This is a genomic window from Apibacter sp. B3546 (assembly GCF_009827885.1).
Lineage (GTDB): Bacteria > Bacteroidota > Bacteroidia > Flavobacteriales > Weeksellaceae > Apibacter.
The window spans coordinates 184348-201923 of sequence record NZ_WINW01000002.1; the positions used below are offsets into that span (position 1 = coordinate 184348).

The 17576-nt window shown below is 31.1% G+C and carries 15 protein-coding genes; 8 read left to right on the forward strand and 7 right to left on the reverse strand.

Annotated elements, in window-relative coordinates; all coding sequences use genetic code 11:
• Window positions 1-60 precede the first annotated feature (60 nt).
• A complete protein-coding gene (gene pheS / locus GFU93_RS00950) occupies window positions 61-1077 on the reverse strand; it encodes a phenylalanine--tRNA ligase subunit alpha (RefSeq protein ID WP_160543238.1) in 1017 nt (338 codons plus the stop codon).
• 740 nt (window positions 1078-1817) lie between these two features.
• On the opposite strand from pheS, the gene GFU93_RS00955 reads away from it, so the two are divergent.
• The 8 genes from GFU93_RS00955 to GFU93_RS00990 all read left to right on the forward strand — a co-directional run bounded on the left by GFU93_RS00955 (window position 1818) and on the right by GFU93_RS00990 (window position 12303).
• The gene (locus GFU93_RS00955) at window positions 1818-2825 is read left to right on the forward strand and encodes a peptidylprolyl isomerase (protein ID WP_255448633.1); all 1008 of its coding nucleotides are present in this window, start codon (window positions 1818-1820) and stop codon (window positions 2823-2825) included.
• A 669-nt stretch (window positions 2826-3494) separates the two neighbouring features.
• Window positions 3495-6263, forward strand: coding sequence for a TonB-dependent receptor (locus tag GFU93_RS00960; protein ID WP_160566286.1), 2769 nt, complete (start codon window positions 3495-3497; stop codon window positions 6261-6263).
• A 13-nt stretch (window positions 6264-6276) separates the two neighbouring features.
• A complete protein-coding gene (locus tag GFU93_RS00965) occupies window positions 6277-6969 on the forward strand; it encodes a thioredoxin domain-containing protein (protein ID WP_160566290.1) in 693 nt (230 codons plus the stop codon).
• Window positions 6970-6979: 10 nt separating this feature from the next.
• On the forward strand, window positions 6980-8158 hold the full coding sequence (locus GFU93_RS00970; RefSeq protein WP_160566293.1) for a carcinine hydrolase/isopenicillin-N N-acyltransferase family protein: 1179 nt from the start codon (window positions 6980-6982) through the stop codon (window positions 8156-8158).
• 186 nt (window positions 8159-8344) lie between these two features.
• Window positions 8345-8932 (forward strand): DUF4199 family protein, encoded by a 588-nt coding sequence (locus GFU93_RS00975; RefSeq protein WP_160566296.1) that lies wholly within the window; start codon window positions 8345-8347, stop codon window positions 8930-8932.
• The gene (locus GFU93_RS00980) at window positions 8898-9860 is read left to right on the forward strand and encodes a glycosyltransferase family 2 protein (protein ID WP_160566299.1); all 963 of its coding nucleotides are present in this window, start codon (window positions 8898-8900) and stop codon (window positions 9858-9860) included. Before GFU93_RS00975 ends, GFU93_RS00980 begins: the two co-directional genes overlap by 35 nt.
• Before the next feature lies 1 nt (window position 9861).
• On the forward strand, window positions 9862-10572 hold the full coding sequence (locus GFU93_RS00985; RefSeq protein ID WP_160566302.1) for a GIN domain-containing protein: 711 nt from the start codon (window positions 9862-9864) through the stop codon (window positions 10570-10572).
• A gap of 24 nt (window positions 10573-10596) precedes the next feature.
• The gene (locus GFU93_RS00990) at window positions 10597-12303 is read left to right on the forward strand and encodes a phospho-sugar mutase (RefSeq protein ID WP_160566305.1); all 1707 of its coding nucleotides are present in this window, start codon (window positions 10597-10599) and stop codon (window positions 12301-12303) included.
• Between the two features lie 72 nt (window positions 12304-12375).
• Here GFU93_RS00990 and cysK read toward each other — a convergent pair whose 3' ends face one another.
• The 6 genes from cysK to rpsR form a co-directional block, all read right to left on the reverse strand.
• A complete protein-coding gene (gene cysK, locus GFU93_RS00995) occupies window positions 12376-13290 on the reverse strand; it encodes a cysteine synthase A (RefSeq protein WP_160565037.1) in 915 nt (304 codons plus the stop codon).
• A 38-nt stretch (window positions 13291-13328) separates the two neighbouring features.
• The gene (gene epsC / locus GFU93_RS01000) at window positions 13329-14150 is read right to left on the reverse strand and encodes a serine O-acetyltransferase EpsC (RefSeq protein ID WP_160566308.1); all 822 of its coding nucleotides are present in this window, start codon (window positions 14148-14150) and stop codon (window positions 13329-13331) included.
• Window positions 14151-14471: 321 nt separating this feature from the next.
• Window positions 14472-15248: a zinc ribbon domain-containing protein gene (locus GFU93_RS01005; protein WP_105298147.1), complete on the reverse strand. Its 777-nt coding sequence runs from the start codon at window positions 15246-15248 to the stop codon at window positions 14472-14474.
• Between the two features lie 310 nt (window positions 15249-15558).
• Entirely contained in the window at window positions 15559-16659 is a 1101-nt protein-coding gene (locus GFU93_RS01010; RefSeq protein ID WP_160566311.1) for a Nif3-like dinuclear metal center hexameric protein, read from the reverse strand.
• Window positions 16660-16782: 123 nt separating this feature from the next.
• Window positions 16783-17247 carry a 50S ribosomal protein L9 gene (rplI, locus tag GFU93_RS01015; RefSeq protein WP_105297734.1) on the reverse strand — a complete coding sequence of 155 codons (465 nt, stop codon included), beginning with the start codon at window positions 17245-17247 and terminating at the stop codon, window positions 16783-16785.
• Window positions 17248-17267: 20 nt separating this feature from the next.
• Window positions 17268-17573, reverse strand: a complete 306-nt coding sequence (rpsR, locus tag GFU93_RS01020; RefSeq protein ID WP_055425972.1) for a 30S ribosomal protein S18 — start codon at window positions 17571-17573, stop codon at window positions 17268-17270.
• Between the last annotated feature and the right edge of the window lie 3 nt (window positions 17574-17576).

A 17576-nucleotide genomic window follows, 5' to 3' on the forward strand; every position in this document is an offset into this window, starting at 1 on the left:
TAATTTTAAAAATTATTATTTATATGATACATCTACAAATAGTTATAAATTTAGCTTAATTTAAAATTCATATTTAAATTGCTGTAGCATTCGTATATCGTTTTCTGTAAACATACGAATGTCGCCAATTTGGTACATCAGCATGACAATTCTTTCAATACCCATACCAAAGGCAAAACCGCTGTATTTTTCAGGATTTATATTAACATTTTTTAGAACATTGGGATCAACCATTCCGCATCCTAGAATTTCCAACCAACCCGTTCCTTTAGTGATGCGATAATCGGTTTCTGTTTCCAATCCCCAATATACATCTACTTCTGCACTGGGTTCTGTAAAGGGAAAATATGAAGGTCTCATTCGAATTTCGGATTTACCGAATAATTCTGAAGTAAAATATTGTAAGGTTTGTTTTAAATCTGCAAAGGATACATCCGTATCAATATATAACCCCTCTATTTGGTGGAACATACAATGAGATCGAGACGATATATCTTCATTCCTGTAAACTCGTCCGGGAGACAATATACGAATAGGCGGCTCATTTTGCTCCATATACCGTATTTGTACAGAAGAAGTGTGAGTTCTCAATACCCTATCCGGATTTTTCTCGATAAAAAAAGTATCTTGCATATCTCTTGCAGGATGATACTCAGACATATTTAAGGCGGTGAAATTATGCCAATCATCTTCAATTTCAGGACCATCAGCTACTGAAAATCCTATTTTTTTAAATATGTTTATGATTTTATGCTTAACAATGTTAATGGGATGTCTACTGCCTAAATTCAAGGCTAGTCCCGGACGGGTTAAATCTTCTTGCAAACCGGCATTTGCAGACTCGCCGACATTCTCTTTTAACGTATTTATTTTTTGAGCAACCGATTGTTTTAAATTATTGATCAATTGTCCAAATTCTTTTTTATTTTCATTAGGTACTTCTTTAAATTTTTGAAACAGATCGTTCAAAATTCCTTTCTTACCTAAATACTTGATTCTAAACTGTTCAACATCCTCAGTTTTTTGAGAAGTAAAAGATTCTACTTCTTCTAAATATTTTTTGATAGTATTAATCATTAGTTATCTTTAATATTTTCTATTTTATAAAGATTTTTATCTTCTTGCAAAAATAATAAAACAAAAATACTATTATTAATTTAAATAAAAGATATCATAAATAATTTTAGATCAATTAAACAGAAAGTAAATTCAATAAAAAAGCCTCCTTTTACAGAGGCCAAGGTTTTTAAAGAAATAAAAACTAAATAAACATTAAAATAATGCCTTTTTTAATATAAACTATTTTAGTGTGTTTGTAATCATTGTACTATTAAACAAACACCATACCATTTATCTGGTTTTATCCTATTTAATTATTTTTAATTTTTAAAAATTATTTAATTAAAATATCAATTATATTAATATTAATATAAATTTATAACAATAAAGTATTTTTATATTATTATCTTTCTATTTTCATATATCAAAATGTTTATTTTTCTAAACAATTTGTTTTTTTACAGTTAATGACTACATAGAAATTTAACTTATCTATATTGTTTTTCAATTACTTTATGTGTTTAATTGATCGAAAAAAAATATCATATAAAATAAAATTTGTTAATATAGCCGTTCATAAAAATAAATAATGTATTGAATTCATACATATGGCTGAAGAATTTCCGTTCCTATCAACTTTAAAATATAAGATACTAATTAATTTAGTAAATTTGAATTTTCTAAATAACAGTATACGTAAGATACATAAAATCGTACTATATTGTTTATTAATACTAACCTTTATAAATTGTAAAACATTGGAAATAGACAAACAAACGTATGACGGGCTGCAAAGCGGTTTATATGCAAATATTAAAACCAATAAAGGAGATATGTTGGTTAAATTTTTTGATCATGAATCTCCGGTAACTGTCGCTAACTTTATAGGATTGGCAGAAGGTAAAATTCCTAATGATGCCAAAAAACCGGGAGAACCCTTCTATGACGGAATTATATTTCACAGAGTCATTAAAGATTTTATGATTCAAACCGGAGATCCTCAGGGAACAGGAATGGGAGGCCCGGGATACAGATTTGAAGATGAGAAAAATGATTTAAAACATACCGGAACAGGAATTTTATCAATGGCTAATTCCGGCCCTAATACCAACGGAAGCCAGTTTTTTATAACAGAAGTCCCAACCCCGTGGTTGGATGGACGACATACTATTTTTGGAGAAGTTATTAAAGGTTTAGAAACCGTTAACGTTATTGCTAGTGTTAAAACCGGCGCTCAAGATAAACCGATTGATCCTGTAATTATGGAAAAAGTTTCTATAATTATCAAAGGGGACGAATATAAAAATTATGATGCTGCACAATTTTTTAAAGACAATAAAGATTTGATTTCCGAAAGAAATAAAAAATATCTGGAGGAAAAACAAAAACAGATTGCAGCCAAGTTGGATGAATTAAAAGCCGATATGACTGAAACGCCTAGTGGATTATTTTATAAAATTAATGAAAAAGGCTCAGGAGCAAAAGCAAAATCGGGTGATACTGTTTCCGTACATTATGAAGGATCTTTAGCTAATGGAAGTATATTTGATTCTTCTTTTGCAAGAAATGAACCTATTGAATTTCCTTTGGGCAAAGGAATGGTAATTAAAGGTTGGGAAGAAGGTATTTCATTATTAAATGAAGGCGATAAAGCTACTTTTTTAATTCCACCTTCTTTAGGTTATGGTGCTCAAGGTGCCGGTGGTGGAGTTATTCCTCCGAATGCTTGGCTTATTTTCAAAGTTGAACTTGTGAAAGCTAAATAAAAAAATCTTTTTTTTATAAATCAATCCGGTTAGATCGTAACCGGATTTTTTATTTAAATTGAGTATTCTTTTTTTTCTTAATTTTTTATGTATACACCAAATTTGATTCTAAAAAATTCTTACTTTAGTTATTGAACCTGTTAAGGATTATATATTTCTTCCTAAGTATCACAACCATTACCTTTAAGTAATTAAAAAAAAAGTATATAAAAAATCGTTACCACAGATTTCGTAAATCAGATACTTTTATTACTCTCTCAAATTATTAATAATGCGAAACCGTAAACATTCGTTTACTTTAAAAATTTCGTATCATCAGATATAAAAAAAAGAATATAAAATTTTCAACTCCTTTATTATACTCATTTTTTTCAGGAAGGATATCATGTTTAAATAAAAGAATAAAATTATTTAAATAGTTATTATTACCATAAATACATACTATAATTATATTTTTTAAATATTTAAAATTAAATCATTTAAATAAATAATAGTATTTTAAAAACAAATATATACAGTTGATTATCAGCTATATATATCAATAATAATAAAATAATATAAATTTTAATTACAAAGATATAATAATATAAAATAAATTTTTTACATTTGACATTATTCCTACCTGTTAAGTAGGAAATATTTTTAGTGTAGTAATTATTTTAATTTTTCATGAAAAAAAAATTAACTAGTAAGACTTTGGTAGCGGTTATTAGCATCTTTTATTCGTTTCTATCTGCTCAAACCCTTGTTAAAGGAACGGTACAAAATGATAAAAAAGAAAAAATGAAAGGAGCACAAATTAATGTGGAAGAAATAGGTATGGAAACATCAACTGATGATCATGGAAGGTATGAAATCACCCTACCGAATGGTAAATATAAATTTATTATTACCACGCCCGATCACGATGAAATTTCGGAAATAATACCTATCAATAATGAAAAACAAAAAATTGTAGATTTTACCATAAAAACATTTACGATTGAGAATGTTGTGGTAACGGGTACACGCTCTAAACCTAGAACATTATTGGAATCCCCTACTCCTGTGGACATTATTGATGTTAAAAAAATAGCAGAAACCGGAGCACAAGTTAGTGTCAATCAAATATTAAATTATGTAGCACCTTCATTTACCTCTACCACTCAATCGTTAGGAGGCGGAACGGATATGACAGATCCTATATCATTACGAGGTTTAACTCCGGATCAGGTGCTAGTTTTAGTAAACGGCAAACGTAGATATAATTCTGCTTTATTAAATGTCAACGGAACATTTGGTAAGGGTACAGTCGGTACTGACTTAAATTCAATTCCTGTTTCATCAATTGATCGAATCGAAATATTGAGAGACGCAGCTGCTGCCCAATACGGGAGTGATGCCGTAGCGGGAGTGATTAACATTATCCTAAAAACTTCAATTAATAAATTTAGTGCAACGATTACAGGCGGAGAATATATAAGTAAAAATAGCGCTCAAGGTAAAACTTCCAAAGACGGAGAAGCTGTACAGGTGGGTTTAAATTATGGTATTCCATTGAGTGAAAAAGGAGGATATATCAATTTTTCAGCAACATTCGACCGAAGAAACCCGACAAACAGAGGCGGAATGTATCAAGGTAGTATTTATAAAGAGTATACTTCGGGTGCTCCTGTAGATAAAACCGATGAATTTTTAGAAACAACACATACCAATCGTCGCGATTATAGTTTAATTATCGGCCAATCTAAGGCATTAAACGGGCAAATTGCTTATAATGCTTCTTTTCCCTTAAATACTCAAACGGAAGTATATTCTTTTGGAATTTTCGGATATAGAAACAGCACTGCTTCTCAATTTTACAGATATCCAAATTCTGAAAATAATGTACCATCCATATATCCCTTAGGTTTTAGACCGCAAGCCGAAGTAAGCATTTATGACAAATCTGCCACTCTCGGGGTAAAAGGAATGTTCATAGGTTGGAAAATGGAAGTCAGCAATACCTTCGGGCAAAATACATTTACTAATAAAGCGAAAAACACGTTAAATGCTTCTTTAGGCGAACTGTCTCCAACCTCCTTCCGAGGGGGAAAATTACAATTTACACAAAACGTGGTCAATGTAGATATGTCTAAAAAATTTAATTGGCTTTCCGAAGTAGGAATAGCATGGGGAGGTGAATACAGATATGAAAGATACCAAATTATTGCCGGCGAAGAAGCTTCTTATGCCAATTATGCTATGGGCAGAGAAATAGTCAATCCCGATGGCAGTATTTCCCTCGTACCCGATATTAATGGCACTATACCTATGAAGTTTGGACCGGACGGTAAAACACCGATACCGAGCGGAGCACAAGGAAATGCAGGATTTTCTCCGCAAAATGCAACGGACTCTCAAAGAAACTCTCTGGCCGCTTATACAGATGTTGAAATCAATTTTAACCAATCATTCCTGGTGGACTTGGCCGGAAGATATGAATATTACAATGATTTCGGATCGACCGTTAACGGTAAAATAGCTCTTCGTTACAAAATTTCCAATTCTTTTAATTTCAGAGGTTCGGGAAGTACCGGATTTCGTGCTCCGTCCTTACAACAACGTTACTATTCCAGTACGGGGACTTCATATGTAAACGGAAATATGTATGAGGTTGGAACTTTTACGAATGACAGTAAAGTAGCTCAACTTCTGGGTATACCCAAACTCAAACCGGAAAAATCCAGGAGTTTGAGTGCAGGACTTTCGGCTAAGGTTGGAAGATTCCATTTCAGCCTTGACGGATATTTTACTCGAATTAATGATAAAATTATATATACCGATTTGTTTAGCGGAGATCCCAACGGTTCCTCTTCAGAAAAAGAAATCTATCAAATATTGCAACAAGCAGGAGCTCAAAAAGCTAGATTTTTTGCCAATGCTGTTGACACGGAAACTAAAGGTATAGATGCTGTCCTTTCCTATAATACTCTTTTAGGAAATGGAAAACTGTTTATAGATTTAGCCGGAACGATCTCCTATACTCAACAAGTGGGTTCGATTCATACTTCCCGTTTATTAAAAGATAAAAAAGATATATATTTCAGCAACTCCAGTAAAGTGTATTTAGAAAATGTAATTCCTAATCAGAAATTTAATATTTCACTTACTTATGCTATCCAAAAATGGAACTTATTTTTACGAAATAATTATTTTGGAGGCGTAACGGAACCTTCTAATATACTTTCAAATCAACAATACTATAATCCAAGATGGATTACGGATGCTTCTATAGCCTATAAATTAACTGATTTTTTAAAACTTACCGTAGGAGCAAATAATTTGTTTAATTGCTACCCCGAAAAAGTAGCCAAAAAAGCCAACAGTAACCAAGGACAATTCGTTTATTCTCGATATGTCAGTCAATTTGGTTTTAATGGTCGTTATATTTTTACTCGATTAAATTTTAATCTATAATTATAATAAAACCATGAAAAAAATTATTTTAACCATTAACTTACTTTTTGGATGGTATATATCCGCACAAGTGAATTCGGTTTTAGAGCCCAAAGATTTTTTACAAAAATTAAAAAATTCAAATAGTATATTGATTGATGTCCGCACACCTGAAGAATTTGAAACCGGACATATCAAAAATGCTATCGATTTAGATTACAGAAATGCTTCTTTTAGTGATAAAATTCGTAAGCTGGATCCTTCTAAAACATACATGATCTATTGTAGATCAGGAAAACGTTCTGCTTCAACGGTTGACTCTCTAAAAAACTTAGGGTTTACTCATCTATACGACCTTAAAGGGGGAATCAATGCTTGGAAAACTGAAAATCTACCGGTGGTGGGTGAAGCCGAAGATAAAATATCTAAAGAAGAATTTAAAAAAATGATTTCTTCTGATCGCATAGTTTTAATTGATTTTTATGCTCCGTGGTGCGGACCTTGTTTGAAAATGGAACCTATGTTTAAAAATTTAGCTGAAAAATATAAAAACAAAGTGAAAATTATCAAAATTAACAGCGATGAAAATAAAAATTTAGCTAAACCCTATATTAAAGATGGTTTTCCAAAATTAATAGCTTATAAAAACCAAAAAACGCAATGGGAAAAAGTAGGATTGATCGATGAAGAAGATCTTATACAAAGTATTGAAAATTTAATAAATTAAAATCTTACCTATGAAAGAATATTTTCTTATAACTATTTTAATTTTTTCAATGGCAATAGGATCCGGCTGTACTACTGCCGTTATATCCGGTAAAGCCACTCCTGACGGAAGACCTTTATTATATAAAAACAGGGACACTACCACCCTACATAGTCGAATGGTTTATTCCAATCGTGGAAAATATTCTTTTATAGGAATGACTAATCCCGAGGATAAAGACAATAAAAATATACTGAACGGACATAATAGTGCCGGATTTGCCATCATGAATTCTGACAGCTATAACCTCAATTATCCTGAATTGAAAGAGGATCAAAGACAAGATGGAGAAATAATGAGACTTGCACTGGAAAATTGTTCCACTCTTGAAGACTTTGAAAACTTACTTTCTCATCTTCCAAAGCCTTTGCGCTTAAGTTCCAATTTCGGAGTTATTGATGCACACGGTGGTGCTGCTTATTATGAAACAGGAAATCAGGGATTTGTTAAATACGATGCTAATAATCCTGATGTGGCACCGTTTGGATATCTGATACGTACGAATTATTCTTTTTCAGGCAAACCTGAAGATGGTAAAGGATATAGTAGATTCCTTCGCGCACAGGAATTGTTGTATTCGGCCTCTCTTACTAATTCTCTTACTCCGAAATACTTTTTACAAAATGTTTCCAGATCCTTAGTTCATGGTTTGACCAAAGTTGACTTGACCAAATATCCTGAGCAATTTTCAGCTTTCAGAGATTTTATACCTCGTTATTATACTGCATCCGTGGTAGTTATTCAAGGAGTTAAACCTAACGAAACGCCTTTACTTACTACTGCCTGGACTATTTTAGGTTCTTCGCTGGGCTCTGTTAGCATTCCTTTATGGTTAAATTCTAATCAAATATTTCCGAAAGTTTTAACCGCTGATTCAAACAATTCGACACCAATGGATGAATGGGCCACTACAATAAAAAAGAAATTATTTCCCATACAAAAAGGAGAAGGTTCAGATTATATTCATGTTCCTACTTTAGTATCGGTTTATCCTAAACTTATATCGATTGAAAATGAAATATTGGAACAATCGGGCGTGCTTCTTAATGAATGGAGAAATGAGGGTAAAATTAATACTAAAGAATTAATTAATTTTTACTCTTGGATTGATAAATACATCCATGATAAATATTATCCGTTAACACGATAAAAACCACTTTTTTTCAATCCGGCTGATTATTTTTTATTACACCTGTTTAAATTTTAAAAAATTTCATTGAAAAAGTTTCTGCAGGTGTATATTTTTTATTCTTTGGAATCTAATCGATTTATAAGCATAAATAAAGGATATTTTTTCGATTATGGCAAAAAACGTTAAATTTGCTTTCATATCGATATGAAAAATAAACCTACGCATTACGGATTATTATTGGCAGCAATTACTCTTATTTTATTTTTTGCTGTATATTTTTACTTTATAGGATTTAATTATTATATAATTAGTATTCAGGTAAATTTTTTTGTTCTTCCTGCTCTTTATACGTTGGCATCGATACTTTTGCTATATAAACTGACTAATTATGAAAAACTTTCTTTTCTAACGTGTTTACAATATTCATTTACGACGATGTTTATAGGAGGTACTCTTTCCTTCCTTTTTATAGCTTTATTTTTCAATTATATAGATCAAGATGCACAACAACTTTTGCAAAATCAAGGATTAAATAAAATGTTGGAAAATCTTACTTCCGAATATGCATCCATTGAACACCCAACAGAAGAAATTACGTTAAAATATAAGGAATACGTAAACAATATTCAAACAAGAATAACTGAAAAGGAATCTTTTTTCACGTTTAAAAATTCCTGCATTATTTTAAGTGTGCTATACTTTTTTTACTTTATAATATCCGTACTTTTGTCAATATTTTTTAGAACCAGAAAACCTAATGCAACTATCTATAGTCATTCCCCTGCTCAATGAAGCAGAATCATTGCAAGAATTATTGAATCGCATACAAGCCGTATGTGAAAAAGAAAACTATACTTATGAAATCATTTTCGTAGATGATGGAAGCACCGACTTATCCTGGAAAATCATTTCAGAATTCAGCCAACAATATGCGGAAGTAAAAGGTATTAAATTTGCTAAAAATTATGGAAAATCTCAAGCTTTAAATGCTGCTTTTAAAGTAGTGAAAGGAGAAGTAATCATAACTATGGATGCGGATTTACAAGATTTTCCCGAAGAAATTCCTGCACTTAGGAAAATGATTGTTGAAGATGGTTTTGACCTGGTTTCCGGTTGGAAGAAGAAAAGATACGACAATGTTCTAACAAAAAATCTTCCTTCTAAATTATTTAATAAAGCCGCTCAAATAACTTCAGGGGTCAGATTGCATGATTTTAATAATGGGTTAAAAGCTTATAGAAATGAAGTAGCTAAAGCCATCGACGTACACGGCGATATGCATCGTTACATACCTGTATTGGCAAAAAATGAAGGATTTACTAAAATAACTGAAAAGGAAGTACCTCATCAAGCGCGACTATATGGAAAATCAAAATTTGGTGCCAATCGATTCGTACGCGGATTTTTAGATTTAATTACCGTTTGGTTTATGTCCACCTTTGGAACAAGACCTATGCATTTTTTTGGTTTTATTGGTACTTTAATGTTTATCATCGGTTTTATATCCTCCGCTTGGATAGGCATCAATAAATTGATAAAAGTATGGAAAAAAATTCCTGCTCAACTGGTTACTAATGATCCTTTGTTTTACATAGCTTTAACTATGATGATTTTAGGTACTTTGTTATTTATTGCCGGATTTTTAGGAGAATTAATCGTACAATTAAAACGAGGAAAAAAAGATGATTATACGGTTTCACAATATCTAAATATTAATTAACATGAAAAAATTAGTACATTATAGCATTTTATGTATACTATCTATCGTTTTACTTTCTTGTTCTCGTTCTATTAAAGGAGAAGGAGAAGTAACCACCAAGGAACTTAAAATTAGTCCCGTAAAAGAAATTTTAGCCAATGGCTCCTATAGATTGATCTATTTATATGACAGCAATAATCCGAGAATTGTAATAGAATCTTATAAGAACTTGATCGATAACTTAAAAATTGATGATTCCAACGGAAAACTAACTATCTCTGAAATCGATAACGTTAAAGATCCTGATCTCTATAATGTATATGTTTACAATCCTCAGATCGAAACATTTGACATTCATGATCTTGTTAATGTTGACATAAACTCTCAATTACGAGTTTCAAAATTATCCATTAATCTGAATGATGTTTCTAAACTTATAGCCAACACAGTGATTACCGATGAATTAAATGTAAATGTGAGCGATGTTTCCAAGATAAATTTAAAAGGGACTAGTAATACATTACATTTAACTGCCGGTGATACAAGTGACTTTACTGCGCCGTTTTTAGAAGTATCTGAAGCAAATGTTGAGCTTTCCGATGTTGCTACTGCAGAAATAAATGTAAAAAGCAAATTGGTTGGAAGAATATCCGACAATACGAAAATAACAGTAATTGGTAATCCCGCTAAGAACATTCAACAAAAAGATCTTGCGGTTATCAATTTTAAATAATTATAAAATTAACATTTTTATTATATGAATTCATTAGAAATTGCAAAAACATGGTTACAACCTCCTTTTGATGAAGAAACTCAAAAGGCTGTACAAAACTTAATAAATTCTAATCCAAAAGAATTGGATGATGCTTTTTATAAAAACCTCGAATTTGGAACGGGAGGAATGCGTGGAATTATGGGTATAGGTACAAATCGGTTGAATAAATATACCTATGGTCAAGCAACCCAAGGTTTGGCTAACTACCTGCATCAGCAATTTCCTGATAAAAAAATTACAGTAGCCATAGCTTTTGACGTGAGACATAACAGCGACACGTTTGCTAAATTAGTAGCTGATGTTCTTACTGCCAATGGTATATATGTTTATCTATATAAAGAATTTCGTCCCACACCGGAATTATCCTTCACCGTGCGTAATTTAAAATGCGATGCGGGGATTGTTTTGACAGCTTCTCATAATCCACCGGAATATAACGGTTATAAAGTATATTGGAATGACGGAGCTCAAATTGTTCCTCCTCATGATTCTGCTATTATAAATGAAGTTCGTTCGGTTGATTTTGCTGACATAAAATTTGACGGTGATGATTCCAAAATTACCTATTTAGGGGAAGAGGAAGATAAAAAATTTATCCATGCCGCGGTTGAAAATACTTCCTATTTAAAAGGTAAAAAAGACTTAAAAATTGTTTATACTTCCTTACACGGAACTTCCATAAAAATATTGCCTGATGCTTTGGCTGAAGCAGGTTTTGAAAATGTATTTATTGTACCGGAACAAAAAAATCCCGATGGAGATTTTCCTACTGTAAAATCACCGAATCCGGAAGAACCGGAAGCTTTATCGTTAGCTTTAAAATATGCCGAAGAACAAAATGCAGATATCGTATTCGGTACCGACCCCGATGCAGATCGTTTAGGAGTAGCCGTACGCGGTTTAGACGGTAAATTAGTACTTTTAAACGGGAATCAAACCAACACGGTTATTACTGACTATATTTTAGGAAAATGGAAAGAAAACGGTAAAATAGACGGTAAACAATTTATCGGTTCAACTATTGTTACTTCTGACATATTTTTTCCTTTAGCTAAATATTATGGTGTAGAATGTAAAGTAGGTTTAACCGGTTTTAAATGGATTGCCGATTTGATTAGAAAAGCTGAAGGTAAAGAAAAATTTATTTGCGGCGGTGAGGAAAGTTTCGGTTTTATGCCAAGTGACTATGTTCGTGATAAAGATTCCATTTCATCAATTTTAGTTGCTTGTGAAGCGGCTCAGGAAGCTAAAAATGAAGGTAAAACTTTATTTGATAAATTGATTGAAATATACACCAAAGTAGGATACTATTATGAAGAATTGGTTTCAATCGTTAAAAAAGGTAAAGATGGAGCTGAACAAATCGCGAAAATGATGGAAGAATTTAGAAGTAATCCTCCTAAAGAATTAGTAGGTGAGAAAATTGTTAAACTAGATGATTACCAATCTTCCACTTCTTTAAATTTGATTACTGGTGAAAAAACACCAATCGATATTCCCAAATCAAATGTATTAATATTCTACACAGATAAAGGAACTAAATTAGCTTGTAGACCTTCAGGAACTGAACCGAAAATTAAATTCTATTTCTCCGTGCAAGATACGTTATCTTCTAAAGATGAATTTGAAAGCAAACTGAGCCATGCTCAAAATAAAATTCAAAAAATCAAAGAATTTTTAGAAAAATAAAAAATCTAAATAAAAATTCCGATAAGTATTTATCGGAATTTTTTTTGCATTTATATTTTTGATTAAAACGTTTTAAAATAAACCTTCAACAGAAAAATATCTTTCTCCGGTATCGTAATTGAATGTTAAAATTTTAGCATTTGAAGGAAGATTCAATTCTTGTATTTTTTTAGCAACAGCAGCCAAAGAAGCTCCGGTGGATATACCACCTAAAATTCCTTCTTTTTTAGCTAAAAGCTTTGCATAATTAAATGCTTCATCTTTTGTAATTTGTATGGAGCCGTCAAGAATTTTTGTATCTAAAGTTTCCGGTATAAATCCTGCACCAATTCCTTGAATTGCATGAGGTCCGGGATTTCCTCCTGCAATAACAGGAGATTCAGTAGGTTCTACTGCAAAGATTTTTACAGAAGGAAATTTTTGTTTTAATACTTCGCCTACTCCGGTTATATGTCCTCCTGTTCCCACTCCGGTAATTAGAACATCTATTCCATCCGGAAAATCCTGAACAATTTCTTTAGCGGTTGTTTGTGCATGTATTTTAGGATTGGCTTGATTTTTAAATTGCTGAGGAACAAATGAATTTGGTGTATTTTTTTGTAACTCTTCCGCTTTTTCAATAGCTCCTTTCATTCCTTTTTCTCTGGGAGTCAATACCAATTCAGCACCATAAGCGGCTGCAAGTCTTCTGCGTTCAATTGACATGGATTCCGGCATAACTAATATAACCTTATACCCTTTAACCGTTCCAACCCATGCTAATCCCACTCCTGTATTTCCCGAAGTCGGTTCTATAATGGTTCCACCGGGTTTAAGAATTCCTCTTTTTTCAGCATCTTCTATCATTGCCAAAGCAATTCTGTCCTTGATACTTCCTCCGGGGTTTTGTTTTTCTAATTTAATATATACTTCATGATCAGGAAATATTTTGGGTAATCTCACATGAGGAGTATTTCCTATGGCTTCTAAAATGCTATTTATTTTCATGACAATATGCTTTTGAAATTTTATGGTTATTATATGTTTTAAATTACGTAATTAATAGGTTCTTTAAAATCCTTCACGGTTTTAATTTTCATTTCCGAAGAATAATACACCAATGTGTAAGGAAGTATGGATTTTGTTATCCATACATTACCTCCGATAATCGAATCATGGCCTATAACTGTATCTCCTCCTAAAATGGTAGCTCCTGCATAAATCACCACATTATCTTCAACGGTAGGATGTCTTTTAACTTTAGACAGATTCTTGGTTACATACAAAGCTCCTAAAGTTACTCCCTGATATATTTTAACATTGTTTCCGATAATGGTTGTTTCTCCAATGACTGTTCCCGTACCGTGATCTAAAAAAAAACTCTCTCCTATTTGTGCTCCGGGATGTATATCTATACCTACTTTAGCATGTGCATATTCAGAAAAAATACGAGGAATTATAGGAACCTCCAACCTGTGAAATTCATGGGCAATACGATAAGCTGCCAACGCAAAAAAACCGGGATATGCCAATACGACTTCTTCCAATGAGTCTGCTGCCGGATCATTCTTATAAAAGGCATTTGCATCCTTATATAATGCTTCCTGAATCGAAGGTATTTTATCAAAAAAAGTATTTACTATTGATTCTGCAGCCTTAGTATTAATAATTTTGGAAATATTTTCCAATAAGATATTATAAACGGTTGTAAGTTCTTGCTCTATTTTACGTCGATTTTTTCTCTCACAGACCGGAAACATTTTGGAAAATAGTATTTTTACTACCTGCTCTAATTCTTTTTTATTTATAGGTAAACAGATTGGATGAAGTTCTAATCGATCAATAAGTTCATTTATTTTCTTTTTCATGACTATTTTTGGATTATAGTTGATTTATGAAAGAGAACCTTAAATAAATCTTTGCTATCCTATTATTGCGATAAACAAATCTATAAAAATATTTTAAAACCTATTTTATTTTTTTATAATATTTAATTATTGTCAAATAATAGACCAATATATTTTATAAATAAAATATAAAATAAGATTTAATGTGTAAATATCCACTATTTTACGTTTAAAAAATTATTTTCTTTACATTTTAAACTCTTTCAATTAAAATTTTATCTAAAATAAAAAAAGGCCTATTTCACATGAAATAGGCCTTTTTATTTAAAAGATATTGTTATCTTATTTTAATAAGTCTTTCATTTTTTGTTGTTCTTCTCCTGCTAAATATTCATCTACAAGAATCTTTCCGCTATGTTCGTCCAGAATAATTTTTTTTCTGGAAGCAATTTCAACTTGTTTTTGAGGAGGAACGGTAAAGAATGATCCTACTACAGCACCACGATCAATGCTGGTTATAGCTAAACCATTTTTAGAACTTTTTCTAATACGACGATAGCTATTTAATAATCTTTCGTCAATTTTAGAAGCAAATTCTTCCGATTTTTCCAATAAGAAATTTTCTTCTTTTTCAGTTTCTTTTATCAAATTAGATAATTCGGAATTTTTAAATTTAAGGTGTTCTTGGAAATTAGATAATTTGGTACGTTGTTCTTCTATCTGCGTTTTTTTAAACTCAATTTTAGCATTAATTTCTTTTATTTTTTTATTTTGTAATTGAATTTCCAATTCTTGATACTCAATTTCTTTTGTTAATGCTTCAAATTCACGATTGTTACGTACATTATCTTGCTGTACTTTATATTTTTTTATTTGAGCTTCTGAATTTTTGTTTAATTCATTTTTTACTTTAATCTCATTATTCAGATGAACTACTTCATCTTCCATTTTCCCTATTCGTTTCTCCAATCCGGCTATATCGTTTTCTAAATCTTCCACTTCAATAGGTAATTCTCCTCTTAAGTTTCTCAATTCATCCAGGCGGGAATCTATGATTTGTAAATCATATAATGCTCTCAACTTTTCTTCAACAGTAGTATTATCTGCTTTTTTCTTTATCATAGGGTTGATTATAATTATTTTTGGAATTTATGTTTTTATATCTTATTAAAGTTTACAAAGTTACTAAATTTTATAATATGTTTCAATAGCATGAGGTATTTGCTTAACGAACATTCATTGGTTAGTTAAATTATTAATTTATTATTTAATATAGTTTCTTTATATTAAAAATATCCTTAAGGAAAAAAATTAGTCTTTTAGCATCTATTATTTACAATATAGTTGATTAATCTTGTAATATCATATTTTATGATAGATCTAAATTAATTGTCACAATTTTATAAAAAGGAGTTTTAAAACTCAACTATTATTTAAAGTAATAGTTTATCGGATTTGTATTTATTTCAGAGAGTAAAATATCGATATTATTTAATTTTTCACGTAAATAATTATGCAATAAATTTTTAGTGAACTGCTCGCTTTCATAATGTCCTATATCTGCCAGAAGAATTTTTCCTTCTGCTTGGAAAAATTCATGATATTTTATATCTGCCGTCACAAAAACATCTGCTCCGGCATTTAACGCATTTTTTATTGCAAAGCTACCTGCTCCCCCTAGAACTGCTACCTTTTTGACTTGTTTATTTTTTAAATTGGAATGGCGAATACATGAGGTAGGCAAATTTTCTTTAAGATATGATAAGAATTGTTCTTGAGATAATGAGGTTTCCAATTCTCCTATTCTACCCATACCTAATTCTTGATTTACATTATCTAAAGTGAAAATTTCATAAGCAATTTCTTCGTAAGGATGAGATCTTCGTAATGCTTCTAAAACGGTTGCTTGTTTAAAATCCTCAAATATTACACTAATCAATACCTCTTGTACTTCTTCAATTACGTTTTTTTTGCCAATAAAAGGATTAGAATTTTCTGTTGGTAAAAATGTGCCGGTTCCTTCAACTCTAAAACTGCAATTTTTATAATTCCCTACTTCTCCTGCCCCGGCTTTAAATAATGCTTGTTGTACTTGGGTAAAATGCGTCAAAGGTACAAATGTTTGCAGCTTTTTAATGCTTTTAATTTTAGGAATTAACGGTTTACTGTTTTTAATATGTAAACGCTTACATATTTCATAATTAACTCCTTCTTTAGCTATATCTAAATTCGTATGAATGGCATAGATTGCTATATCATTTTTGATGGCTTTAATAACTGCTTTTTCAACGTAATTTTTACCGGTAATTGATTTCATACCCGAAAAAATTATGGGATGAAAGGTAACAATCATATTGCAATTTTTTTGAATTGCTTCGTCTACTACTTCATCTAAACAATCCAGGGTTATTAAAATGCTTGATATTTCAGCTTGAAGGTCTCCAACTAATAAACCAACATTATCAAAGTTTTCTGCATTGGACTCAGGCGCCAGTTGTTTTAAAAGTTCTGCAACATCTGCTACTTTCATATTTAAATAATTTTTCTTATCAAAGATAAGATAAGAAATAAAATAAGCCAAGAATTTAAGCAATAAAAAAACTGTCAGTTAAACTGACAGTTTTTTGTATTGTATTTACTTTTTACAAGTATATTATTCTTCTGCAGCAACTCCATCGGAAACTACATCAAAGGAATAGTCATACTCAACGGTTCTGTGTAAACGAATTTTTGCAGTATATTTTCCTAATCTTTTAATAGTATTTCCAGGAATTTTGATGTATTTTTTATCTACATTAACTCCGGCTTTTGCTAATGCTTCTGCTAAGTCAGAATTGTTAATAGAACCGAACAATTTATCTCCGGCACCTACTTTTGCAGGAATAGAAACTACTACTTCTTTTAATTTTGCAACGATATCGTTAGCTGCTTTAACTTGAGCTGCTTCTTCTGCTTCTCTTTCTTTTAAAGTAGCTTCTAATGCTGCTTTATTTTTAGGAGTTGCTAATAAAGCAAATCCTTTAGGTATTAAAAAGTTACGAGCATAACCCGGTTTTACGCTAACCACGTCAAACTCTAGTCCTAAATTTTCAACGTCTTGTTTAAGAATTACTTCCATGATCTCTTTTTTTCTTTAAATTAAGGTTTTAATTGATCTCCAACATATGGCAATAATGCTAAATGTCTTGCTCTTTTAATTGCTTGAGATACTTTTCTTTGAAATTTTAAAGATGTTCCGGTAAGTCTTCTTGGAAGGATTTTACCTTGCTCATTCACAAATTTCAATAAGAAATCAGGATCTTTATAATCAACGTATTTTATACCGTATTTTTTAAAACGGCAATATTTTTTTTCTGTCTTAGTCTCAATATCTAATTGACTTAAGAATTTTACTTCACTGACATTTCCTCCTGCTGCCTGTTTTGCTAATTCATCAATTGCCATGTC

Excerpts from the sequence above, each read along its gene's own strand:
- pheS (WP_160543238.1), bottom strand. The coding sequence starts at position 1,077 with ATGATTAATACTATCAAAAAATATTTAGAAGAAGTAGAATCTTTTACT.
- GFU93_RS00960 (WP_160566286.1), top strand. The coding sequence starts at position 3,495 with ATGAAAAAAAAATTAACTAGTAAGACTTTGGTAGCGGTTATTAGCATC.
- GFU93_RS00965 (WP_160566290.1), top strand. The coding sequence starts at position 6,277 with ATGAAAAAAATTATTTTAACCATTAACTTACTTTTTGGATGGTATATA.
- GFU93_RS00970 (WP_160566293.1), top strand. The coding sequence starts at position 6,980 with ATGAAAGAATATTTTCTTATAACTATTTTAATTTTTTCAATGGCAATA.
- GFU93_RS00975 (WP_160566296.1), top strand. The coding sequence starts at position 8,345 with ATGAAAAATAAACCTACGCATTACGGATTATTATTGGCAGCAATTACT.
- GFU93_RS00980 (WP_160566299.1), top strand. The coding sequence starts at position 8,898 with ATGCAACTATCTATAGTCATTCCCCTGCTCAATGAAGCAGAATCATTG.
- GFU93_RS00985 (WP_160566302.1), top strand. The coding sequence starts at position 9,862 with ATGAAAAAATTAGTACATTATAGCATTTTATGTATACTATCTATCGTT.
- GFU93_RS00990 (WP_160566305.1), top strand. The coding sequence starts at position 10,597 with ATGAATTCATTAGAAATTGCAAAAACATGGTTACAACCTCCTTTTGAT.
- cysK (WP_160565037.1), bottom strand. The coding sequence starts at position 13,290 with ATGAAAATAAATAGCATTTTAGAAGCCATAGGAAATACTCCTCATGTG.
- epsC (WP_160566308.1), bottom strand. The coding sequence starts at position 14,150 with ATGAAAAAGAAAATAAATGAACTTATTGATCGATTAGAACTTCATCCA.
- GFU93_RS01010 (WP_160566311.1), bottom strand. The coding sequence starts at position 16,659 with ATGAAAGTAGCAGATGTTGCAGAACTTTTAAAACAACTGGCGCCTGAG.
- rplI (WP_105297734.1), bottom strand. The coding sequence starts at position 17,247 with ATGGAAGTAATTCTTAAACAAGACGTTGAAAATTTAGGACTAGAGTTT.
- rpsR (WP_055425972.1), bottom strand. The coding sequence starts at position 17,573 with ATGGCAATTGATGAATTAGCAAAACAGGCAGCAGGAGGAAATGTCAGT.